Annotated in this window: 23 protein-coding genes and 3 riboswitches; of the genes, 8 read left to right on the top strand and 15 right to left on the bottom strand. The window is 35.5% G+C overall.

All coding sequences use genetic code 11. The annotated features are described in order from the left end of the window. Positions 1–27 precede the first annotated feature (27 nt). Entirely contained in the window at positions 28–678 is a 651-nt protein-coding gene (pnuC, locus tag ABH959_RS26240) for a nicotinamide riboside transporter PnuC (RefSeq protein WP_002091429.1), read from the bottom strand. A 196-nt stretch (positions 679–874) separates the two neighbouring features. Between pnuC and proC the strand changes: the two genes are divergently transcribed. The 4 genes from proC (at position 875) to ABH959_RS26220 (ending at position 6,689) form a co-directional block, all read left to right on the top strand. After that, positions 875–1,678, top strand: coding sequence for a pyrroline-5-carboxylate reductase (proC, locus tag ABH959_RS26235; protein ID WP_113938330.1), 804 nt, complete (start codon positions 875–877; stop codon positions 1,676–1,678). Between the two features lies 1 nt (position 1,679). Continuing rightward, the gene (locus ABH959_RS26230) at positions 1,680–2,513 is read left to right on the top strand and encodes an aldo/keto reductase (protein ID WP_002063472.1); all 834 of its coding nucleotides are present in this window, start codon (positions 1,680–1,682) and stop codon (positions 2,511–2,513) included. A gap of 154 nt (positions 2,514–2,667) precedes the next feature. After that, positions 2,668–2,772: riboswitch (SAM riboswitch) on the top strand. A gap of 135 nt (positions 2,773–2,907) precedes the next feature. Then, positions 2,908–4,548 (top strand): peptide ABC transporter substrate-binding protein, encoded by a 1,641-nt coding sequence (locus ABH959_RS26225; RefSeq protein WP_113938329.1) that lies wholly within the window; start codon positions 2,908–2,910, stop codon positions 4,546–4,548. Between the two features lie 500 nt (positions 4,549–5,048). After that, positions 5,049–6,689 (top strand): peptide ABC transporter substrate-binding protein, encoded by a 1,641-nt coding sequence (locus tag ABH959_RS26220; RefSeq protein ID WP_113938328.1) that lies wholly within the window; start codon positions 5,049–5,051, stop codon positions 6,687–6,689. A gap of 46 nt (positions 6,690–6,735) precedes the next feature. On the opposite strand, the gene ABH959_RS26215 is transcribed toward ABH959_RS26220, so the two are convergent. The 3 genes from ABH959_RS26215 to ABH959_RS26205 are packed head-to-tail and all read right to left on the bottom strand — an operon-like array spanning position 6,736 to position 8,765. Further along, the gene (locus ABH959_RS26215; protein WP_113938327.1) at positions 6,736–7,875 is read right to left on the bottom strand and encodes a YhgE/Pip domain-containing protein; all 1,140 of its coding nucleotides are present in this window, start codon (positions 7,873–7,875) and stop codon (positions 6,736–6,738) included. Positions 7,876–7,933: 58 nt separating this feature from the next. Beyond that, the gene (locus ABH959_RS26210; protein ID WP_113938326.1) at positions 7,934–8,515 is read right to left on the bottom strand and encodes a TetR/AcrR family transcriptional regulator; all 582 of its coding nucleotides are present in this window, start codon (positions 8,513–8,515) and stop codon (positions 7,934–7,936) included. Between the two features lie 55 nt (positions 8,516–8,570). Next, a complete protein-coding gene (locus ABH959_RS26205) occupies positions 8,571–8,765 on the bottom strand; it encodes a hypothetical protein (protein ID WP_113938325.1) in 195 nt (64 codons plus the stop codon). Between the two features lie 153 nt (positions 8,766–8,918). On the opposite strand from ABH959_RS26205, the gene ABH959_RS26200 reads away from it, so the two are divergent. After that, the gene (locus ABH959_RS26200; protein ID WP_113938324.1) at positions 8,919–9,386 is read left to right on the top strand and encodes a YusW family protein; all 468 of its coding nucleotides are present in this window, start codon (positions 8,919–8,921) and stop codon (positions 9,384–9,386) included. Between the two features lie 29 nt (positions 9,387–9,415). On the opposite strand, the gene ABH959_RS26195 is transcribed toward ABH959_RS26200, so the two are convergent. Genes ABH959_RS26195 through ABH959_RS26175 form a run of 5 tightly spaced genes read right to left on the bottom strand, consistent with a single transcriptional unit; the run spans position 9,416 to position 14,695 of the window. Beyond that, positions 9,416–11,005, bottom strand: coding sequence for a peptide ABC transporter substrate-binding protein (locus ABH959_RS26195; protein ID WP_219300639.1), 1,590 nt, complete (start codon positions 11,003–11,005; stop codon positions 9,416–9,418). 13 nt (positions 11,006–11,018) lie between these two features. Continuing rightward, positions 11,019–11,792 (bottom strand): ABC transporter ATP-binding protein, encoded by a 774-nt coding sequence (locus ABH959_RS26190; protein WP_002091442.1) that lies wholly within the window; start codon positions 11,790–11,792, stop codon positions 11,019–11,021. Then, positions 11,789–12,799 carry an ABC transporter ATP-binding protein gene (locus ABH959_RS26185; RefSeq protein WP_113938321.1) on the bottom strand — a complete coding sequence of 337 codons (1,011 nt, stop codon included), beginning with the start codon at positions 12,797–12,799 and terminating at the stop codon, positions 11,789–11,791. The genes ABH959_RS26190 and ABH959_RS26185 overlap by 4 nt, the downstream gene beginning before the upstream one ends. Continuing rightward, entirely contained in the window at positions 12,756–13,760 is a 1,005-nt protein-coding gene (locus ABH959_RS26180; protein ID WP_060749769.1) for an ABC transporter permease, read from the bottom strand. Before ABH959_RS26180 ends, ABH959_RS26185 begins: the two co-directional genes overlap by 44 nt. Positions 13,761–13,777: 17 nt before the next feature. Continuing rightward, entirely contained in the window at positions 13,778–14,695 is a 918-nt protein-coding gene (locus ABH959_RS26175) for an ABC transporter permease (RefSeq protein WP_113938320.1), read from the bottom strand. A 137-nt stretch (positions 14,696–14,832) separates the two neighbouring features. Next, a riboswitch (SAM riboswitch) is annotated at positions 14,833–14,938 on the bottom strand. Between the two features lie 394 nt (positions 14,939–15,332). Between ABH959_RS26175 and ABH959_RS26170 the strand changes: the two genes are divergently transcribed. Further along, positions 15,333–15,485, top strand: coding sequence for a DUF3951 domain-containing protein (locus ABH959_RS26170; protein WP_404493375.1), 153 nt, complete (start codon positions 15,333–15,335; stop codon positions 15,483–15,485). 16 nt (positions 15,486–15,501) lie between these two features. Here the strand turns inward: ABH959_RS26170 and ABH959_RS26165 are convergent, their stop codons facing one another. Further along, positions 15,502–16,005, bottom strand: coding sequence for a hypothetical protein (locus ABH959_RS26165; RefSeq protein ID WP_113938319.1), 504 nt, complete (start codon positions 16,003–16,005; stop codon positions 15,502–15,504). Between the two features lie 274 nt (positions 16,006–16,279). Here ABH959_RS26165 and ABH959_RS26160 point away from each other — a divergent pair, with 274 nt between their 5' ends. Further along, positions 16,280–16,726 carry a hypothetical protein gene (locus ABH959_RS26160; RefSeq protein ID WP_002167144.1) on the top strand — a complete coding sequence of 149 codons (447 nt, stop codon included), beginning with the start codon at positions 16,280–16,282 and terminating at the stop codon, positions 16,724–16,726. Between the two features lie 32 nt (positions 16,727–16,758). Here ABH959_RS26160 and ABH959_RS26155 read toward each other — a convergent pair whose 3' ends face one another. The 5 genes from ABH959_RS26155 to ABH959_RS26135 form a co-directional block, all read right to left on the bottom strand. Beyond that, entirely contained in the window at positions 16,759–18,018 is a 1,260-nt protein-coding gene (locus ABH959_RS26155; protein WP_113938318.1) for a multidrug effflux MFS transporter, read from the bottom strand. A 118-nt stretch (positions 18,019–18,136) separates the two neighbouring features. Continuing rightward, positions 18,137–19,855: a DUF3981 domain-containing protein gene (locus tag ABH959_RS26150; RefSeq protein ID WP_113938317.1), complete on the bottom strand. Its 1,719-nt coding sequence runs from the start codon at positions 19,853–19,855 to the stop codon at positions 18,137–18,139. Positions 19,856–19,933: 78 nt separating this feature from the next. Further along, positions 19,934–20,467, bottom strand: coding sequence for an MFS transporter (locus ABH959_RS26145; protein WP_113938316.1), 534 nt, complete (start codon positions 20,465–20,467; stop codon positions 19,934–19,936). Beyond that, positions 20,464–21,900: an FAD-binding oxidoreductase gene (locus tag ABH959_RS26140; RefSeq protein WP_113938315.1), complete on the bottom strand. Its 1,437-nt coding sequence runs from the start codon at positions 21,898–21,900 to the stop codon at positions 20,464–20,466. The genes ABH959_RS26145 and ABH959_RS26140 overlap by 4 nt, the downstream gene beginning before the upstream one ends. Positions 21,901–22,018: 118 nt before the next feature. Beyond that, positions 22,019–22,783: a hypothetical protein gene (locus ABH959_RS26135; protein WP_113938314.1), complete on the bottom strand. Its 765-nt coding sequence runs from the start codon at positions 22,781–22,783 to the stop codon at positions 22,019–22,021. Positions 22,784–22,939: 156 nt separating this feature from the next. On the opposite strand from ABH959_RS26135, the gene ABH959_RS26130 reads away from it, so the two are divergent. Further along, a complete protein-coding gene (locus ABH959_RS26130; RefSeq protein WP_404493374.1) occupies positions 22,940–23,848 on the top strand; it encodes an NAD(P)-dependent alcohol dehydrogenase in 909 nt (302 codons plus the stop codon). Between the two features lie 80 nt (positions 23,849–23,928). Beyond that, positions 23,929–24,042: riboswitch (SAM riboswitch) on the top strand.

Here is a 24,042-nt window from a genome sequence, read left to right as displayed (position 1 = left end):
AGGGGGTTTTTTGATTACAATTATTTTCTAAATATAATTATTTACACGTTCTCGCTCTTTATGGTTTTTCTTCCATTCTAGCAAGCCATCGATACATAAAAATAGATTAATAATAGCTAATACTAACATGACGTATAAGCCCGTTGAAATATAAATCACAATGCTAACTATGTTATACAAAATCCATAAATGCCAATTTTCTAAGATTTTTCGACTCAGCATAAATTGAGCTACTAATCCTAATACAGCGTTTAAAGCATCTAAATATGGACTTGTCGATTCTAAATAACGGACTTGATAATATCCCCAACCAATCCAAGCAACTAAAATAAAAAGTATATAAATAATCCATCCTTTCAAATCTAAGCGAACTGTCGGTTTTACCTTCTCCTCCCCACTACGCGCAATCCAGTAATACCAACCGTACACATTAAATATAAATTGGAAGGCTGCTAATACTGCCATTGCGTATAAGCCTTGTGTAGTGAAAATATACAGAAATACCGCAACTGTAATCATCCCAAATAAAAAGTTTGATACCTTTTCCCTTGCAAGTAACCAAACATTAATAATCCCCATAACCGATGCGAAAATTTCAATATAACTTGATCGGATATAGAATCCAACTAATATGCAAATAATACTAGAAATGAGTAAAAAAAGTGGACTTCTAACCATATTTATCTCTCCCCAGATATGTAATAAACTCCCTATCAACAGTATAAGAAATAACTCTTATACTTACTATAAATTTTCTCCTGTAAAACTCCCCACTCATCTATTCCACTTACGATAAGCCGTTTCTTTTTACAAAATTCTCTTGAAAATGGTATCGTTTTTTATAACATATTCTCATCAGAAAGGAATAAAGGATATGCCTAATAAACATCGAATTTTATTTATTGGTGCCGGTCGTATGGCAGAAGCTATATTTGCTGGACTACTTACAACAAGTAAAGAATACATCGAAGAAATTATTGTTTCCAACCGAAGTAACATAGAAAAACTAACGCAATTACAAACTCAATATGATCTATCGATTACAACAGATTGGAAACAGCATATTAAATCTGTAGATACAATCGTTTTAGCAATGCCGCCTGTCGCACATGAACAGCTATTAGCGGATCTATCCCCTCTTCTAACTAATCAATTTGTCGTGACAGTTGCTGCCGGAATCGGACCATCTTATCTAGAAGAAAGACTTCCCCAAGGGACACCTGTTGCTTGGATTATGCCAAATACAGCTGCTGGAATTGGAAAGTCTATCTCCTTATATACGACGGGACATTCTGTAGCTGAAACACATCAAGAAACGTTACAACTTCTTTTAAAAGGTATCGGTACCTCACAGTTTTGTACCGAAGAGGAAGTTCACCAACTTACCGCAGTTACTGGTAGTGCACCCGCTTTTCTCTATCACTTTGCTGAAGGGTTAATTGAAGCAACGAAAAGCTATGGTATTGATGAGGAAACAGCAAAACACCTTGTCATTCAAATGATTGCTGGCTCTGCCGCTATGCTCCAGCAAAATCAGGATCCAGCTATGCTCCGCGAACAAGTAACAACACCAGGAGGTTCAACGGCTGAAGGCTTAAAAGTTCTATATGAAAATAATTTTTCAGAAGTCATTCAACAAGCAGTTGAAGCGACCAATAAAAAAGCTAGGGGGAATTAATATGACTTTAACAAGTTTAAACGACTATACAACATTACATAACGGCGTGAAAATGCCTTGGTTCGGCTTGGGTGTTTTTAAAGTTGAAGATGGTACAGAAGTAATTGATTCTGTAAAAGCAGCTATAAAAAATGGATATCGTAGTATCGATACTGCTGCGATATATAAAAACGAAGAAGGCGTTGGACAGGCAATTCAAGAATCTGGTATTCCTCGTGAAGAGTTATTCATCACTTCAAAAGTGTGGAATAGTGATCAAGGTTACGAGTCAACACTACAAGCATTTGAAACTACATTAGAAAAATTAGGTCTAGAATATTTAGATCTATATTTAGTACATTGGCCTGTAAAAGGAAAATACACTGAATCATGGAAAGCTTTAGAGCAGCTTTATAAAGATGGTCGTGTTCGTGCTATCGGTGTGAGTAATTTCCATATTCACCATTTGCAAGACGTATTTGAAATTGCAGAAATTAAACCAATGGTTAACCAAGTGGAATACCACCCACGTTTAGCACAAGAAGAATTACATGCCTTCTGTAAAGAACATAACATCCAGCTTGAAGCTTGGTCACCATTAATGCAGGGGCAGCTACTTAATCACCCAACATTACAAGAAATCGCTACGAAATATAATAAATCGACTGCACAAGTTATTTTACGTTGGGATCTACAAAATGAAGTTGTAACAATCCCTAAGTCTATTAAAGAACACCGCATTATTGAAAATGCAAACATCTTTGACTTTGAATTAAGCTCGGATGATATGAAAGCAATTCAAGCTTTAAATGAAAATCATCGCGTTGGTCCAGATCCTGATAACTTTAACTTCTAGTAGGGAAACCACTGCCATATGCAGTGGTTTTTTTATTTTTAATAAAACTGAAAATTTAAACTATATTCCATTTGATTGACACTTCATTATCTAAGGTGTAAGATTTTGAATTATCAAAGAAACACAAAAATTAATAAAATTTATTTGTTTACTCATTGTATCAAGAGAGGTGGAGGGACTGGCCCTTTGAAACCTCGGCAGCAGGTTCATTTTGAATACTGTGCCACTTCCTGCAAGCTTTGTGCTTGAAAGATAGAATGAGGGACTTCGTTTATATACGGGTGCATAACTTGTACGTAAAAATCCCTCTTTCTCAATATGAAAAGAGGGATTTTTTATTTTTCATTTCCCTCATCATCATCATCCAAACTTAATTATTTAGGAGGAAAATCAAATGAAAAAGAAGTTTGTACCCGGTATTGCATCAGTTGTAGGAGTAAGTATTTTATTAACTGGTTGCGGTAGTTATAAAAACGAAGCGAGCGGAGCAAATGCAAAAGACGAGGCACCTAGCAAACAGGTTTTAAACTTATCTTCACCTACCGAAATACGAACAATGGATACGGCTCGTGCTACAGATACTGATTCTGGTCAAGTAATGAGAAACGTATTTGAAGGTTTGTATAATCTTGGCGAAGGTAACAAGCCTGTCCCTGGCGTTGCAAAATCTCATGAAATAAATGGCGATAAAACGAAATACACATTCCATTTACGAGATTCAAAATGGTCAAACGGCACTCCTGTTACAGCGAAAGATTTTGTCTTCGCTTGGCAAAGAGCTGTCGATCCAGCAACAGCCTCTGAATATGCATTTCTATTCTTTGATATTAAAAATGCAACAAAAATTAACAACAAAGAACTTCCTGCCGATCAACTTGGTATAAAAGCAGTTGATGACCATACGTTTGAAGTAGAATTAGAGCGCCCTGTTCCGTATTTTATTAGCTTAACGGCGTTCCCAACATTTCTACCAATCAACGAGGAATTCTTTAAAGCACAAGGTGATAAGTACGCTTTAGAAGATAACAAAATCTTATACAACGGAGCTTTTACACTAAGCGATTGGAAGCATGAACAAAGCTTTAAATTTAAGAAAAACCCTACCTATTGGGATAAAGATAATGTCAAACTCGAAGAAATCAATTTCAACGTTGTGAAAGAAAAATCAACAGAAGTAAATTTATTCGAATCTAAACAATTAGACCGTATAAAACTAACATCTGACTTCGTTGATAAATATAAAAAGGATGCTAACTTTAAAGAACGCCCGAACGTAGGCGTACAGTTTTTACGTATGAATCAACAAAACAAAGTACTTCAAAACGTTTCTGCACGCCAAGCAATCGATCAAACAATTGATCGAAAATCCTTTGTAAATACGTTATTAAATGATGGCTCTACACCAACCTTTAGTCTCGTGCCGAAAAACTTTGCAAAAGGGCCTGATGGAAAAGACTTCCGTACTGCAAACGGCGATTTAACAAAAGTTGATACAACATCTGCACAAGAATTATGGAAGAAAGCAAAAAAAGAACTTGGTTCTGAAAAGATAACATTAGAATTATTAACAAGTGATGGTGACCTTGAGAAGAAAACTGGTGAATTCCTAAAAGGGCAACTAGAAAAGAATTTAGATGGCTTAACAGTAAATATAAAACCGCAACCACGTAAACAACAAGTTTCACTCTTATTAAAAGGTGACTACGAGATTGGAATTGACGGTTGGAGCCCTGACTTTGCTGATCCAATTACATTCCTTGAACTATTTACGACGAATAACCCTTACAATTTAGATCATTACTCTAATAAAGAGTTTGATGACACAATTGAAAAAGTTAAAACTACTTTGGCTGGTGATGAAAAAGCTCGCTGGGAAGCGTTACTAGCATCAGAAAAAATCTTATTTAAGGACTCTGTTATCGCTCCTCTTTACCAAAAAGGAGAATCTTATCTAGAGCGTTCTTATGTAAAAGGAATTGTACAAGTAGACTTTGCAGGCCAGTTAAACTTCAAGTGGGCAAAAATTGAAAAATAGAGTGAAATTTTAATCAGCCCTCACCAATCGGGCTTTTACGGACAGTTGCCCCCCTTACTTCTTTGCTTTCACTGAATTTTGAGGTGAGGATCTTACTGCCCGTTAATGCGGGATAAAATGCAACTTAGATCATTGTGTTCCCACCCACACCCATTGTTTTTTTAGCAAAATATATTAAAAGCGGATTCCCTAATATGAGGAAATCTGCTTTTTCAATATATTATTCCAAGAAATTAACACTCCACTTTTTATTATTGACATATAGTTCTTTCCAGTGTTAATATTCTAAATAATCAAAGAGACGAAATATTTAACCATCAAAATGTAATGTCTACAAAGTTGAAACATATAACGTCAGATTATAGTTCAACATGTATATACATATAGAACACCTGATTACCTATATACACATATTTATAATAGGTTTTCTCTTCTGTAGCTACACTTCAAGACATGGACATTATGGCGTTACGAACAACACATTTAGGGAGGAAAGAACAATGAAGAAAAAAGTTGTACCTGTTGTTGCATCTGTTTTAGGGGCAAGTCTACTACTAACTGCTTGCGGGGGAAATAAAGATAATGCAGGCGGAGCAAAAGCGAACGATAAAGCAAATGATAAACAAGCGATTAACTTATCATTTGCTTCAGAAATTCCAACAATGGATGTTGCAAAAGCAACGGATGGGGAATCCATGAACGTAATGCGAAATGTTTTTGAAGGTTTATATGCAATGGGAGAAGATAATAAACCGATTCCTGGTGTTGCTGAGTCGGTTGACGTAAGTCCCGATAAAACAAAATATACATTCCACCTGCGTGATTCAAAATGGTCAAACGGTACTCCTGTAACAGCAAAAGACTTTGTATTCGCTTGGCAACGTGCCGTAAACCCTGAAACAGCAGCTGAATATGCATTCTTATTCTTTGATATAAAAAATGCGAAACAAATAAATCAAAAAGAAGCAGCGATCGATCAATTAGGCGTTAAAGCTCTTGACGATAAAACTTTAGAAGTACAACTGGACCGCCCTGTTCCCTACTTCTTAAGCTTAACGACATTCTCAACATTCTTACCAATTAATGAAGACTATTTAAAATCTCAAGGCGATAAATACGGTTTAGAAACAAATCATTTAATTTACAATGGTGCTTTCACATTAGATAACTGGAAACATGAACAAAGCTTCCAATTGAAGAAGAACCCTAACTATTGGGATGCTAAAACTGTAAAACTAGAAGAAATCAACTTCAATGTCGTTAAAGATAAATCTACAGAAGTTAACTTATATGATTCAGGACAAATTGATCGCGTTGCTTTAACTGCGGAGTTTGTTGATAAGTATAAGAACGACTCCAACTTCAAGGAACGCGCTGAAGTCGGTATCCAATTCTTACGACTAAATCAGAAAAATGCAGTATTAAAAAATCAACATGCACGCCTCGCTATTAACGAAGCAATGAATAAAAAAGCGTACGTAGAAACAATTTTAAATAACGGTGCAATCCCAGCAGAAGGAATGGTTCCTGCGAAATTCGCAAAAAGTCCAGACGGTAATGACTTCCGTAAAGAGAATGGAAATCTAGTCAAAGATGATGTGAAATCTGCAAAAGAAAACTGGAAAAAAGCGAAACAAGAACTTGGTACTGACAAAGTAACAATTGAACTATTAACAAGTGATAATGCTTTAGCTAAGAAAACTGGCGAATATTTAAAAGGTGAACTAGAAAAGAATCTAGATGGATTAACAGTGACTTTAAAACCTCAACCACGTAAACAACAGTTAAAACTACTATTAAGTGGTGATTACGAAATCGGAATCGATGGCTGGGGTCCTGACTTCGCGGATCCTATTACATTCTTAGATCTATTCACAACAGATAGTGCTTATAACTTCGATAAATACTCTAACAAAGAGTACGACGAGCTAATTCATAAAGTGAAAACAGATTTAGCTGGCGATGAAAAAGCACGCTGGGAAGCAATGAAGCAAGCTGAAAAAATCTTATTACAAGATGGTGCTGTTGCTCCTTTATACCAACAAGGTCGTTCTTACCTACAACGCGGATTTATTAAAGGACTTGTAACAACTGACTTCGGCGGTGAATTTAACTACAAGTGGACAGAAGTTGCAAAATAATAAACGCTAGTAAAAAAGGTATCCCACGAAGGATACCTTTTTTACTTTATGCTTCTTTAACTACAGAACTTCTCCTCTTTACTATCCCTTTTATACCTATAGTGATTCCCGCTACCAATTGTGTAACTAGTATAATAAGTAATAATGAAATAATATTTTCCGCTAAATTAACTCCACCAAATATTATTGTGTAATAACCATTCGCTGCATATGTTGCGGGAAATAATTCACCGATCGTTTGATATGTTTTAGAAAGCATTGCATGTGGTACGATTACACCTGAACTTACAAGTTGTAACGATAGCGAGATAATATTAAAAATCATACCTGCATTTCCGAAAACAGTTATGAACATTTGTGTTAATGAAAGAAATGCGAAGAAGACTATTGCTTGAAACATCAATATACTCCATACTGTTTCATGCACTTCAATTTGAAATCCTTCCATCAAGCCAATTGTAATACATGCAAGTAAAATTGATACTGTACCGTTAATGATTTGTCTTGATACGAAATTACTCCAACCGTTCTTTACTTCCTTTGCAACTTTTGAAAGTTCCATACTCATGATCATTGCTCCTACAAATGAAGCTAATACCATCATTAGTGGTACCATATTAGCCGAAAATCCTTTTGCATCATTTACTTTGTGAACTGTAAAGCCAATTGAATCTTCGGTTAAACCTTTTATCATTCCTAAATTCTCAGGTCCTACAGCTTGTAATTTTCCAACAATCGCTTGTTTCTTATAACCTGCTATCTCTTTATTTACGTTGTCTCGAATTTGTTTTGCAGCCCCTTCCATCATTTGCTTTGCCATCATGGCATTCGCTTGATTAATGTGGAAGTTTAAATTTGCTTTTCCTGTTTCATTTATATCTTTTGAAAAAGAAGTAGGAATTTCAATAATCATATCGTACAAATGGTCATTCATTTCTTTATTTGCTTTTTCCACAGACTGTTCCGCTTTCACCTTAAATGGTAAATTTCTCTGCAAGCCTTCTGCTATTTTATTGCCTATATTTCCATCCTCATTCACAATAGCGATACGCATTTGATCTGCTCTTTCATTCACTCCATCATACGCCGTTAACCAAACACAAAAGAAAATCAGTTGGAACGATAGCGCTACTACCATCCCTACATACGTACCTGGTCGTTTTAAAAACTGTTTTAATGTATCCATATTCCCGCTCTCCTATATAGCAAGCAAGTACTTACTTGCATTTTATTTTAAATAAATACTAGGGTCTTAAAGCCCTAGCATATAAAACTATATTATTCTCAATAAATTTCTCATCATCAATTTCCATAATTCGGTTTTCAAAGCGCAATTTAGATAGAAAGTAACCAAAATTAATCCATATAAAATTCATTACTTGCGCTTCAATATTTGTATGAATAATCTTGCCCTGTTCCTGCATCTTGGCAAAATAAATTATTAATTCCTCTTTTAATCCTTTTGGAATTTTAGAGATTTCCTCATCTAATTCCGGAAATTCTCTCGCCTCACGTATACCAATAGAAATAATATCTTTTATGCTATTTAAAAATTTATGATAATGCCTTGCTAAGTTCTTTAAATCAGTTTCTAATTCCCACACAATTTCTGTTTGCAAAAATTGTTTTAAATGCGGTATATATGAAAATTCAGCAACCGCCGCTTCAATAACACCCTTCTTACTTTTAAAATTGCGGAATATCGTTACCTCATTAACACCTGCACGCATTGCAATTTCTTTCGTTGTCGCTGCGGTATACCCTTTTTCTTTCACTAATTCAATTGCCGCTTGAATGATTTTTTCTGCAGTCTTTGAGCGCGCCATAAAACCCTCTCTCTCCAATGCAAGTGATCACTTACATTTAGATTATATAACTTTTTTAATAATTGTCAATAATCTTCTTGTACTTCTTTTGCATTGAAGTAAAGCTCATAATAAATATAAACATTAGATATGTTTTCCATTTCAAAGAAAGTATATGCCCTGACCAAAGGTAACTAATTAAATAGTTGATTCCCCTAATACATGAAGATACTACTAGACTTATACTCATTAGTTTTACATATTTGAGCATACTTTTCCTCCTTACTTTTTTATTTTTCTACTTCTTCAAATTGCGGATTAACCCTTGAAACTATAAGTAAATAATTTATTTTCAACACATACATAATTACATGATTTTGGGAAAAACTTGTATAGAACAAATTTACATAAGGAGGAATTTATAATGAGAATTTTACTATCAATTTTATTAGCTCTTATGCTAGTACCTGCATTAACAGGATGTAAAGCTCCTGCAAAAGAAGATACAACCTCTAATAAAAAGACTACAGAAGAGGCAAAAAAAGAAGCTCCTGCTGATTTAAAGCTAAACTTCAATGAATTCGATTTAAAAGCGGACTATCAGGATACAAAGAAAGACTACGAAGCTGATTATAAAAATGTAGCAGCCGATAAAAAAATGGAAGCAAAAGTTGAAGACCATAAAGCAGATGTAAAATTAACAGGCGACGAGGCTATTACAAAATTAAGCCCACTTCTACAAGAATTAAAATTTGATAAAGATACTCCTGACCAAGAAGTAATTGATCAAGTAGTAAACGTGTTCAAACTTGATAAAGACTACCAAAAATTCGCTTTAGAAGTTGTATTCTCTGATGGAACGAAAAAAGAATATAAAAGAGAAATAAAATAAAGAAGTAGGCGATTGCCTACTTCTTTATTTTATTTTTTAGCATATCGTAAGCTCGGTTGAGATCCTACGTAGTATTCTAATCCAGATACAGATGATTTTTGTAAATAAGAATCTGTTGGGAATACAAGTGGGATTAAAGGGTATTCTGTAAACATAATATCTTCTGCTTGATGTAATAAGTCAAAGCGTTTATTTTCGTCTTGTTCTAATTTTGCTTGATTAATTAAATTATCGAAGTCTTTATTAAACCATTTTGCATAGTTATTTGGTCCATCCCCTGCATAAATTTCTAATTGAGCAGCTGGATCTAATGTAGATCCTCCCCAGCCCATATATGCGATTTGGAAGTCACTTTGTTTATACATATCAATATAACTTTTCCACTCTTTACCTTCTATTTTTACATCTACACCAAGATTTTTCTTAAACATTTCTTGAAGTGTTTCAGCTATTTTCTTCTTATCTGAATATTTCACTGTCACTTCTGGAAGAGTAGTCCATCCTTCTTCTTTCATTCCTTCTTCTAATAACGTCTTAGCCACCGCAGGATCATATTTAAAATAGTCACCTTTCTCTTTACGGAAGTCACGACCACTTTCTGTTTTTGCTCCTTCTGGTACAAATCCATATGCTTCTTTTGCATTATTCTTTAATACTTTCTCTACGATAAACTTACGATCTACAGCCAATGCAAAAGCTTTACGAATTTTCGCATTTGTAAATGGTGGCTTTTCTGAATTAAATGAGTAAATATGAGTTGAGTAGTCTTGCATTTTTTTAAACTCTTTATTGTTTTGTTCCTTTTCAATTAAATCTGTTGGTATGTGAGATAGTAAATCTAGTTCTCCAGATTTGTATAATTGATACGCTGTTTTACCTTCAGGAATAATACGGAATTCAATTTCTTTTGATGCTACTTTTTTATCATGAAACTCTTTATTTTTTTCTAGAATAATCGCTTGATTATGCTTCCATTCTTTCAATGTGAAAGGACCATTTGTAATTAATTCTTTTGGATCTACTTTTAGTTTACCTTTTTCATCAATAGATTTTTTATTAAGTGGAATATATAACGACTGAGATAATGTTCGTTTAATAGATGTTACTGGATGTTCAAATTGTAGCTTTAGAGTTACATCATCTACCGCTTGAATTCCTACTGCATCTTCTGCACCTTTCCCTGTATTAAATGCTTCTCCACCTTTAATGAAATATAGTTCTGTTGCATTCATAGAACCCGTTTTAGGATTTAATATTCTCTTCCAAGCGAATTCAAAATCTTTTGCTGTTAACGGGGAACCATCAGACCATTTCAATCCTTTTTTCAAATAGAATGTGTACTCTTTTCCATCTGCCCCAGCTTCCTCTTTCTCTACTAAATCCTTTTCAAATTTCCCATCAGTTGTCTGTCTATACAAAGTTGCAAATAAGTGCTCAATTACATAATTAGAGTTATTATCCGTTGAAATTGCTGAATCTAGCGTATAAGGATCACTACCAAGATTCGTCACAAAACGGTCTCCTTTACTAGCACTTGCTTTTGAAGTATCTTTCTTGCCACAAGCAACAGAAGTGATCGCTAAAACAGTCATAATGACAAACAGTAAAAACTTCTTCATCCTACATTCTCCTTTAACCTGAAATTTTTGGTGTTGATGCTAATAATGTTTTTGTATAAGAATGTTGTGGATTACGGAATACTTCGTCCGTATATCCAAATTCAACAAGTTCTCCTTTGTATAAGACAGCCACTTTTTCACATAAATAGTGAACCATCGGTAAATCATGTGCGATAAATAAATATGTATAGCCTTGTTCCTTTTGAATCTTTTGCAGTAGATGTACAATTTGGATTTGCAGTGAAACATCTAATGCTGAAATTGGTTCATCAAGGATTAAAACTTCTGGCTCACATAATAACGCTCTTGCAATAGCAATACGTTGACGTTGTCCTCCGCTAAATTCGTGTGGATAGCGATCAATATATCGTCTATCTAATCCAACACGCTCTAGTGCATCACCTGCAACTTTATCTTTCAATCCTTTATCGCCTAAACCGAATGAAATATAGCCTTCTGTTACAATATCGCGTACTTTCCAGCGCGGATTTAATGCAGCTGTCGAATCTTGAAAAATGAACTGTACTTTCTGCAAGAAATCCCGCTTATGAGCTGACTTCAGCTTGTGAACAACTTGACCGTTATAATCAATTTCACCAGACGTTGGACGCTCGATCCCAGCTATGAGCTTACCAAGTGTTGTCTTTCCAGAACCACTTTCTCCAATAATGCCAAGCGTTGTTCCTTTTGGTATAGAAAGTGATATACCTTTTAACGCTGCGATTTCTTTATTTTTACTTCCATACGTTTTCGTTACTTGCTTTACAGTAATTAAATCTGTCGTCATGAGGCATTCACCCTCTCTTTTGATTTCGCTTTATTATGCTCCAGAATATGCTGCCAGCAATGTGAACTATGCTCCTCAGAATATGTTGTTCTCTCTGGGAAGCGATGAATACATTCTTTTATCGCTACAGGACAACGATTCACAAACGGGCATCCAAAACTATTTAACGTTTCAATTGAAGGTGTTGTTCCCTCAATTGCTCTAAGTACCTTTTCTGAATCATCCATATTCGGAATTGCTTGCAATAAACTTTTGGTGTAAGGGTGCTTAGGTGAGCCAATTACTTCTTGAATCGTTCCTTTTTCAACAACACGTCCCCCGTACATAACTACTACTCGGTCAGCTACTTCACGTACAAGTGCCAAATCATGTGTAATTAATAAAATACTCGTATTTTGTTTTTCCTTTCTTTCTTTTAACAACTCCATAATTTGCTTTTGAATCGTTACATCTAATGCTGTTGTAGGTTCATCTGCAATAACGAGCTTCGGGTGACAAGCAAATGCAATTGCTAAACAAATACGCTGCCTCATACCTCCGCTTAACTGATACGGGTATTGTTCAAAGCGTTTCTCTGCTTCATGTATCCCTAAATCATTTAGTAAGTTAATTGCAATTTCTTTTGCTTCTCTTTTCGACTTTTTCTCATGTTGCAAAATCACCTCTGTAATTTGCCTTCCTACTTTCATCGTCGGATTTAAAGCGGACAGAGGATCTTGAAAGATAAACGAAATGTCTTTCCCTCGAATTTGATTCCATTCTGATTCTTGTAAATTCGTTAATCCTTGAGATTGGAAAGAAATACTTCCATCATCGATGTGAATAGATTCTTGATTTAGTCCGACAATCGATTGTGCTGTAACACTTTTCCCTGAACCACTTTCTCCGACAAGTGCAACGATTTCACCTTCGTTAATAGAAAAGGAAACATGCTTCACAATTGCTTGCTTACTATTCTCTTTTTCAACGGCCAATGTTACGTTTTCTAAAGATAAGAGCTGTCCCATGTTTTTTCTCCTTTCGATTCCGTTTTACGATTTTTGGATCAATTGCATCTTGCAAACCGTCACCAATTGCATTAAATGCGAACATGATGAGCGCAATCATCAGCGATGGGAAGAAAAGTTGCCACCATTCCCCGCTTAATAATGTCCCGAGCGCATCATTTGTCATCGTCCCCCAGCTCGCTGCTGGTGATTGTACCCCTAGTCCGATAAAGCTTAAAAATGATTCTGAGAAAATAGCTGCTGGAATTGTAAATGATAAATTTACGATAATAATACCTGTTAAATTCGGAATGATATGTCCGTATATAATCTTCATATGCGATGTACCTAATCGTTCTGCCGCAATAACAAATTCTCTTTGCTTTAAAGATAAGACTTGCGCCCTAACGAGACGTGCCATACCAATCCACCCTGTTAATGCAAGAGCAATAATGATTGTAAAAAGCCCTGGTTTCATAATGATTAGTAGTAAAATAACAATTAATAAATATGGAATACCGTATAGTACTTCAATCCCTCGTACAATCCACTCATCAATTAACGTTCCAAGGCGATTACGCCCTCTCACATATCCACTAAAGCCCCCAATTAGTACACCAAGTCCTATATCAAGAACGGCCGCTACTAATCCAACTACTAATGAAATTTTCCCTCCAGCCCAAGTACGTGCCCAAATATCCCGACCTAAATCATCTGTTCCAAACCAATGCTCACTACTAGGAGGTAAATTTGTCGCCTCTTTTACTTGTTCACTCGCAGTAAAAGGAGTTAAACTTTCACCGATAAGAGAGAAAATAATAATGAGTAATAATGTCACCGTTCCTAGAACTGCGATTGGATTTGATACAAACTTACGAAACACTTCTTTTTTTCGGCTAATCGTTTGCTGCTCTTTATTTATTGTTAATTCTTTTTTCTCTTCATTCGTTAATAGCTGTTTATTAATTTCATAAGCTCCCATTTAAATATCCTCCCTCCTTATGTAATAGAACGAATACGCGGATCAACAATACGGTGAATAATATCTGTAATAAAAATACAAGAAATTAATAATGAACTATAGAAGATTGTTGTTCCCATAATGACTGGATAATCCCGGTTAAAAATACTATCTACAAAATATTTTCCGAGACCAGGAATTGCAAAAATCTTTTCAATAATGAACGTCCCTGTTAAAAGCCCAGCCATTAACGGCCCAACAAACGTTAGTACTGGAACAATCGCATTTCGAAGGGCATGCCTTATAATAATCTTCTTAATTGGTATACCTTTCGCTCTTGCTAATTTAATATAATCACTCTGCAAAACTTCAATCATATTAGAGCGAACAAATCTTGTAATAACCGCGATTGGCCCTAATGCTAATGCAAAGGATGGCAATACCGTATGTTCGAATGTGCCCCAAGATGCAACCGGTAAGAGTTCAAATTGAATAGCAAATACTTGTATAAACAATGGTGCTAAAATAAAACTTGGAATAGAAATACCGAGAATCGCAAGTAAGCTCACACTATAATCAATTACTTTCCCATGATATAGAGCTGCAAATGTACCTGCTGCAATTCCGACTAATAATGAAATAACAAGTGCTTGTAAACCAATAATCGCTGATGGACCAAATCCTGTCGTTATAATTTCTGATACGCCTTGCCCCGTCGATTGAACGGATTCACCAAAATCAAAATGAACTACACCGTCTAAATAAGCAACATATTGATTCCATAATGGTTCATCAAGGTGATACTTCGCTCTCATATTTTGCACAACTTCCGCCGGAAAGATCTTTGCATCCGATGAAAATGGGTCCCCCGGAATAATGTGCATAATCAAAAATGTTACTGTTGTAATAATCCATAGTGTAAACACCATAACTGATAGTTTTTTAATAACATACACTTCAATAACCACCTAAACAAATGAATTTACTTTGTTTTATTGACATATTTGTTGCCATTACTCCTTCTCTACTTCTTAAAACACAAAAAGCCTTGATCTTAAAAAATAAGATCAAGGCTTAATAAACGAAGGCCCATCACTTATCTTTCAAGACTTGCTTGCTGGAATTAGCACGGTGTTCCTGTTACAGAACCCGCTGCTGAGGTGTCATAGGGCCAGTCCCTCTACCTCTCTGGATAAGTAAATTGCTATATTATTATTTGGTTCAAATTGTATATTTTGAATTATAATTCTGAAAAAATGAAAAGTCAATCAAATTGGATATATTTAGAAAAATCAGTTTTCTATTATATCAGTTATTGAAATTACAATCTTTCGCTTATAATAAAAAGAAATTGTATTAAAGGCGTTATAAGATGGATCCCTTACTTCTTGCTACTATAGGATTACCATTAACAATCGTAATACTTGTACTTGTCATCATCGGCTTCTATAAAGTGAAACTTTAATCAGTGGGGGTTTTGTTCATCCCCCACTGATTATTAGTTGAACCAATCGGGCTTTTACGGGCAGTTGATCCCCTACCTAACTTCTTTGCTTTCACTGAACTTTGAGGTGGGGGTCTTACTGCCCGTTAATGCGGGATAAACTCTTCATTAAAAAGAAAAGCATCCCTTCTTTTTACACTCCATTCGATAATATTACTGGACAAACAATTTCAGAATTTCACGAAGAACAGAAGATATTAGTATCCGAGGATGAAGACGGAGATGGTAAAAAGAAAAAATAACCTTGCACACGCAAGGTTATTTTTTCGCTTCTGTTTGAAAACGTTTATAGTATGTCGATGCTGTTGCAAAATTAACTTCTATATCACGAATTAATGATGAATCTTCTTCTTTAGCTAACTTCTGTAATTTTTTCATCGCTTGTTCCGATTCATTCAAGAAACCAACATATACCTCATGTTCTTGCTCTTTCGACTTTGGAACACGAATTTCTTTACGTATATTATCAATATCTTCTAACATGCTCGTTGTTACCTTTTGCACATCTTCTTTATATGTAGCATTCGTTATTTCCTTACCGCCCTTTTCTTTTGCCACTTCAAATAGCTGTAACGCCTTATTAATTTCTTTATTTATTTTCGCATCATATTTTTCATGTACTGCGCTGTATTCTTTCATTTCTTCTGTTTGCTCAGTCGATTGCTCTACCTTTTCTTTCGGTTCTTTCGTATCTTTATTTCCATTACATCCTGCTAGAAGGATCATACTTCCCATTACAGCAATACCCAAAACCTTCTTCATCTCGAATTCTCCTTTTATCTACAGCTACTACTAATTATAGTTTCTTTTATCTCCACTTGTTATTATACCGAGAACGCCCCACTTTTTACACTTAAGACGATATCTTAATATACATACCAACATTTTTGTCACAGTATCGTCACTTTATGCAAATAACTTTTGCATCACTTTACTACATCACCTTACAAAACTGTAAGCACACATAGAGAACAAACCATGCTAGACTTACATATGCATAAAGTAAGCGTAGTTCAGTTTGTAAGGAGAATCATCAATGTACAATACAATACCCTTTATGGGCGAAGATATTCGCGTCCTTATTCGCGAAAAGTCACTTCATATTGAAAATACAGAGAGCCTTCGCCGCGTATTAAAGAAGAAGCATGCTCCATTTAAGCTGGCCCAATATTTAAAGAAACAACATATAAATCAATTTCATACTGTGCTAAATATATCCGATAAATCTTTAACAATCGAGATTATCGGTCATGTCTACATTGGAAATTTTGCAGATGTCTTAAAAGAAATTCCACGCATACCGAAGATTGCTCCTATTATCGTTGAGAGGGCATATAGAATTACAGATCATACTGATATTATTGATTGCGGGGAGAAAGAGGTCGACAGTAACCGCTGGGTATGGGATAAACTTGCTTTCTTATATGATGCGATCATGAATAATATGTATGAGTTATTTCAAAGAAATGAAAAAAAGAGCTGATTCAAAGAAATGTTTGAATCAGCTCTTTTGTATTAAGCTTCTAACTTTTTATTTTGTTGCAGTTCAAACTGCTTCTCACTTCTTCTAGCCATAAATAGATAACATAATACAGCACCAATTTCACAAAGAGCTATAACAACCCCCATCGGTAATGCTGTATTACTTCCACCAATACCTACTAGCGGTGCAACAAGTGCTCCTGAAATGAACTGTAATAAACCTAGTAAAGCTGATGCTGTTCCTGCTGCTTGTTTTTGATTTCTCATCGCTAACGAGAAGCCGGTTGTTGATACAACCCCAACACTTGATACAACAAGAAATAGCGAGCATAAAACACCGATTAGCCCTATTCCAAGTGCGATTGTAAGTAGTAATGATAGACCGCCAACAGCCGCAATAATAATACCAGCAACAAATAAAGTTTTCTCATTAACTTTCCCCGCTAAGCGGCCAGTAACTTGGCTAGCAATAATAATACCAATACCGTTAATTGCAAAGAACAAACTAAACTGTTGTGGTGATGCCCCGTATATATTTTGCAACACGAACGGTGAACCAGAAATATAAGCAAACATTGCAGCTGTTACTAACCCTTGCGACAATGCATATCCCATAAATAAACGATCTTTCAAAAGCTTTCCGTATGTTGCCAGCGTTCCTGATAATCCACCTGTCTCTCTTTCTTCAGGAGGTAATGTTTCACGTAATACGAAAGTAGCTGATATTAGCATGAATACACTAATTGCTCCAAGCACGATAAAGACGCCGCGCCATGATGTGAACTGTAATAATTGTCCTCCAATAATCGGTGCCAAAATAGGTGCTGCCCCGTTTACTAACATAAGTAATGAGAAAAACTTCGTCATTTCAGAACCTGAATACATATCGCGTACCATTGCACGTGATATAACAATACCAGCAGATCCTGAAGCACCTTGTAAGAAACGTAAAAGCACTAAACTCCAAATAGATGGTGCAACAGCACAAAGTAAAGAAGAAGCAACATAAATAATAAGAGCGATAATAAGAGGTTTGCGCCTTCCGTAAATGTCACTGATTGAACCAATAAATAACTGCCCTACTGAAAGCCCAAGCAGACAAGCAGTTAATGTAAGCTGTGCGAGGGATGCACCCGTTTGTAAATCATCCGTTAACTTTGGTAAAGAAGGCAAATACATATCAATAGATAATGGCCCAATTGCCGTAAGTGTCCCTAATACAAGAATCATCCATAACCTGTTTGTCTTTACAGGTTTATATACTTCGTGATTAACTCCATTCACTTTTTCCATTCACCCTTTCATATAAATACTCAATCGTAACAATTATAGTTACAACATAAATATACGTCAAGTATACCGTATTTTCCTGTTTAATAATGTAAAAAAAAGCGATAGAATCTCTATCGCTTTACTTTTTCAAATTACTATTTGTAAATTTAGATACAGATGCCATCATTTCCCCTGTGTCTAAATATGTGATTTGAATTGGATCTCCTACTTCTGTAAACATTGCATATGGGAATTTCTTCGCCGGTACCATGAATACTTTTTGCTCGTTTTCTAATAGTACGTACACAATCGTATTTTCACCTGATTTTTCTTTATACACACGTTGTACAGTACCTTCTTTTTGCGCTTCTTTCCCATTTGAAGTCGGTCTAAATGAATCACCACTTCCGCTCAGCGCATTTTTATAATTCTCAAGTGCTTCTTTTTGCGTTGAACCTGTTGCAAACACTTTTGCATTAGAAGCATATATGACAGTATGAGCACGTACTAATCCGCCGTCATCAATAACCGGTACAATCCAAGAAGGTTTACCATATACGTTATAAATAACCGGCATTGTTCCATGCCATTTCTCTCTCTTAAAGGAATTATCCACTACTTCTGTAGCAGCCGAACCGTCCATAATTCCCTTCACTTCTTTTCCGTTATAGTAATACAACTTTCCTGTACGTGCATCAACTAATGAGTAACCGAGAGCAGAATCTACTCCTTCTTTCGGAGAGGTAAAGTCTGTAAAGTAATACAATTTACCATCCTTCCCGAAGATTGGCGTAACGCCCTCCTTCGTCCCCCACTCAGTCGGCATCTTCATGTCAGTTTGTGAGAATTTCGTATTCCAAAATCCGTGAATATATTTTCCGAAGTACGTATTTAACGTAGATGCTGTTTCATGATTTAATACACCATCAATGAATTTAGGTGCATTCCCTTTATCATATCGTTTCACATCACCTGTTTGTGCATCAACAACGACAACGCCTTCTACTTCAAACCCTGATCTTCCTGAAATAAACTCACCGTATGTCATTGTATAATACGGTTTTCCTTTATCATCAACTTCAAATTTGGGTTTCCCTTTAAAAACTAAATCTGGCTCTGCTTTTCGAACGACACGTTCTAATTTATTACCGAAAAACATGCTTGGTACATACTTCATTTTATATCCAAGATGTAATTTCGCTTCCGCATCAGGATTTGTACCTGACATTGTTACGTAACCTGGAATTGTTTCCGCTTTACGTGCTTTAAAAAATCCCGAAACTTCTATCGGTGCTACATACAAGGCTTCACCATTTACCATTTGTGGCGTTAATTCCCCTAGTTCAAAATAAGCTACTTTCGGAATATCACCAAATACCTTTTTCATTTTATTTTCCGCTGTTTTAGGCGGAACTGTAAACGGTTGGTCATTTTCAGTAAATGGCTCTGAAATATCTTTCTCTACCTTCACGACCGAATCATATTTCTTTTGCGAGATTACTATATCGTGCAAATAACCAAAATAGCCGTAACTTGCGAGTAAAACAAACATTAGAAGTCCTTTTAACGTACCTTCTAATTTCCCTACCTGCTCTTGTGAGAATAAAACAAGACCAATTAAAATCGCTACTGCAACAGAATAATGAGTAAGAATAGAATCTGCTCGATCATCAATTAGCCAGAAATATTCATAGATTGCAATACCTATCCAAAATAAAACAGGAATAACTAAAATAGATGTTTTCTTACCCTTTACAACTTTCTCATTTCCTCCTTTATCCACCGCGCGAATTTTATTACCGCTTCTAGTCCATGGAATCAAAAACAAAGTGAGAATAGCTAAAACTATAAATTTCATCAAAGGCAATGTCCCCTTTTCTTTTGTCTTCTCCATAAGTATAACAAATAAAGGGTAATCAGGTAAAAATGGGTATGATTATATTTTTTTGCTACTTAATACAATTCCACTCACTACATATAAAACTGAAGCAATGTAAAAAATAGTCCCTATCGTAAAGAAATCCACTAGGTAACCAGTTACAATTATAGCTACTCCGCCCCCAATTGATGTCCATACATGGTATTTTCCAATTTCGTAACCAGCTTCCTTATGCGCTACCTTTCGTGCTAACGACGTCTTCTCCGTATTGCGCTGCACAGCACCTAAAATACCCATTAAAATTTGGAGAATGTATACATGCCAAACTTCTGTTGCAATAGGGAAAAAAAGCATTAATATAGCCATGGACCATGCGTATATAATTAATAACTTTCTATCACCTACCCTATCAGAGATTCTTCCAACTAACGGATATACTAGAGCTGAAGTTAAGGCAAATAAGCCGTACGCCCAGCCAAATTGCGAGAAACTATTTCCTACATTTCGAAGCAATAGTATATAAAAAGGAAATACCATACTACCCGCCATCATAATAATGCTTTGTGAGGCTACAAATCTTCTATATGTCATTTGCTATACTCCTTATAAAATAAATTCACAAACCTTTCCTCTGGGTCTACTTCCTTCTTCTTCTGAAGGAATTCTTCTATACGAGGATACGCTTTCTTTAGTTGCTCCTTTTCCGGATAAGAATAATACGGTAAATAATAACTTCCATTATGCTTTAACGTAACATCAATCATCTTTTGAATGACCACTTTTGTTTTCTTTATTTCATCTTCAGAACGCCCTTGATTAATTAGAAGCACAAGCGCAAACATATCATCTTTCGCATAAGATAGCACCGCATTCTCATTCTTTTCTACATAGCGGATTGTAATGTTAAGAAGGTTTAATTCCTCTTCATTTAAATCGCTTCGCAAATCATCTATATACTCCGCAAAACCATCTATCGGTACAAAGTACTCTTGTAAAACTTCGGTCAAGTTTGGATTATCGTATTCCATAAAAGCACTATCAGATCTCATTACGTTATTTCGAGTTTCGTACTTACCATCTGTACGTTCAAAATAACTTCTTTGTATATCCCAAAACGCACCCTTTCCCCAGTCACTATAACGTGATAACCCAAGTAAGAATTTCGGCGCAGCTATAATATTTTCTTCTTTTAATTTGCTGTACTCTTTCAGCTTCTGCTGATCTTCTGCTAGTACATAATCTGTCACATACATTTCTTTTAAAAATGAATTTGGAGCAACAGAAATACGTGCTAAATGCATACGTATATTCTCGTCCCTTCGCACTTTATTCTTAAAGTATGAAGAGTATTCTTTATAATCTAGTACCTTCGTGTGCGTTTCATACAATTCATCGTTTGTTAACTGTAGCGTCACATCTAAAATCACACCAAACAATCCATATCCCCCAATTACATACGGAAACAAGTCAGCATTTTCTTCTCTACTTACATCACGTACTGTACCATCTGCCATTAACAATCTGAACGACTCTACTGTATCAATCAATGCTTCATGACGAATATCACGCCCATGTACATTTACACTTAATGAACCACCAACAGTAAAAATATTTTGAGATTGCATCACTTGAACTGCAAGACCATATGGATTGATTTTCTTTTGAATGTCATTCCATGTGACACCACTTTGCACCCTAATCCTCTTCTTCTCCGGATCGAATTCTAATATTTCATTATATCCTTTCATATCAAGCATCGTACCGTTAGGATAATATGTCTGCCCGCCTTGGCTATGTTGCATACCTGCAATAGAAATCTTCTCTCCAGATACTTTTGCATCTTGCACTAACTTTTTTAATGAACTTTCATCCTCAGCATTTTCAACACGTTTAATTTTCGTTGGAAGCAACTTTCCTACATCACTCATAATAGGATGATCCAGTTGCTCTTTGTATGTATATATAGATGTCGCGAGCAACACTGTATACGCTACAATAACAACTGCTATCTTTCTTTTTTTCAAATGGCACTCTCCCCTTCTAACGTTCTTCCTCTTCATATTGTACCTACTTTCCTACGAAGAAGGTATTAACAAAAAAGAGAAAGACCCTTTATTTTAGGTCCCTCCCTCATCAAAACTGTTACTTTGCTGCTGGCAGCTGTATTGGCTCAAACTTTTCGTACGATGTATATTTTGCATTCGTAATAATGTGTGCCTTATCCTTACCATTACTACTCATAATCATATCTATCTTCGCTGATTCATATTTAAAATCTTTTGTAATGATATATTCTGCATCCACTTCTTCTATCTTTGCGTTTTGTGCTTGTAGCATTTTCTTCTGCGTTTCATCCATGCTAGCTAACATACTCTCTGTTTCTTGCCCTTTTAATATGAACTTCAGTTTATACTTGTCTCCGCTTTTCTCCATCTTCATTTTATCTAAAACTACTGCTGGCACTTCTAAATTATCTACAATATCTTGAGTTGCTTTCATTCCGCTAGCATTTAATTGCTCCTCCGGTACAGATATAACTTCTCCGGTATTAGGATTTTTCACCTGACCAGCGACTTTACCATCCACCGCATACACTACAACATCTGTACCAGAAACATTCATTTCAGAACGAGAATTCTTTTTCTTTGGCTCTAATTGCATTTTAGCCTTTAGTATATTCATCTCTGTTCCTTCAGCTTTTATCTCTACATCATATGTCATCGTTACATTTTCTTCATTTTTAAAAGCATCATTCGTTTTCTTGAAAACATCCTTCGCTGCTAATTCTTTTTCTTTTTGCACCGATTCTTTTTTCGGTTCATCAGTTTTTGTTGTTTTCTCATTACTACACCCTGCAACTAAAATAACTGCAAGGATCAAACTAGAAGTTAAAATATGTTTTTTCATAATTTCTCCTCCTTTTCAAAAGGATATCATCTATTTTCCTTTTAAATCTATATAAATTTCAATATTTCTATTTCACTTTATTTCTCGAATAACAACATGTTTAAAGAAATACTTAAATATGATGTAAATAAAAACAACTAAATTCAGGAGGTCATTATGAAAGCAATCATTTGCACAAAGTATGGGCCGCCTAATGTTCTCAAACTTCAAGATGTAGAGAAACCTACTCCTAAAAAGAATGAAGTATTAGTTAAGATTCACGCAACAAGTGTAACTACTGGAGATTGTAGAATGCGAAGCTTCACTAGTCCTCTTTTATTTTGGATTCCTATGCGAATTGTATTAGGTTTTAGAAAACCAAGAAAGCCTATACTCGGTGTAGAGTTATCTGGTGAAATTGAGGAAGTAGGAACGGATGTAACTCAATTCAAAAAAGGAGATTACATCTTTGCATTAACAGGACTTAACGTTGGTGGTTATGCTGAATACACATGCGTATATGAAAGTGGATTGATAGCATTAAAACCTACCAATGTGACGTATGAAGAAGCGGCAGTTATTCCTTTCGGCGGAACTTCAGCATTACATTTTCTGAGAAAAGGGCACATAAAAAAGGGAGAACAAGTACTTATATATGGCGCTTCCGGATCAGTAGGTACCGCTGCTGTGCAACTTGCTAAATATTTCGGTGCGACTGTTACAGCTGTTTGTAGCAATTCAAATTTTGAACTAGTGAAATCTTTAGGTGCAGATAACGTAATTGATTATACGAAAGAAGATTTTACAAAGCGCGATGAACGCTACGATATTATATTCGATGCAGTTGGAAAAATTAAAAAACCCCATTACAAGAGCGCATTAACAGCTAACGGTAAATACGTGTCAGTCAACGGAACGATGGCAAAAGTAAGCAAAGAAGATATGCTTCTACTAAAAATGCTAACGGAAGAAGAAAAATTCAAACCAGTTATTGATAAAACTTACCCGCTAGAAGAAATTTCAGAGGCTCATACGTACGTAGAGACCGGACATAAAAAAGGGAATGTTTCTATTACCTTAAAATAAAATATATTCAGAAAATAACATTGACAATTCTTTTTGTAAGATTTACTATTAGTACCATATTTAAAAACTACATACACATACTCTTATCAAGAGTGGCGGAGGGACTGGCCCGATGATGCCCGGCAACCGAGCTTAGAACATATAAGCTAAGGTGCTAATTCCTGCAGAACGATTTTCGTTTTGGAAGATAAGAG

It is taken from the genome of Bacillus sp. RC51 (assembly GCF_044908115.1).
Taxonomy (GTDB): Bacteria; Bacillota; Bacilli; order Bacillales; family Bacillaceae_G; genus Bacillus_A; species Bacillus_A mycoides.
The sequence above is the reverse complement of the archived record's forward strand: the minus strand, read 5'-3'. Positions and strand labels throughout refer to the sequence as shown.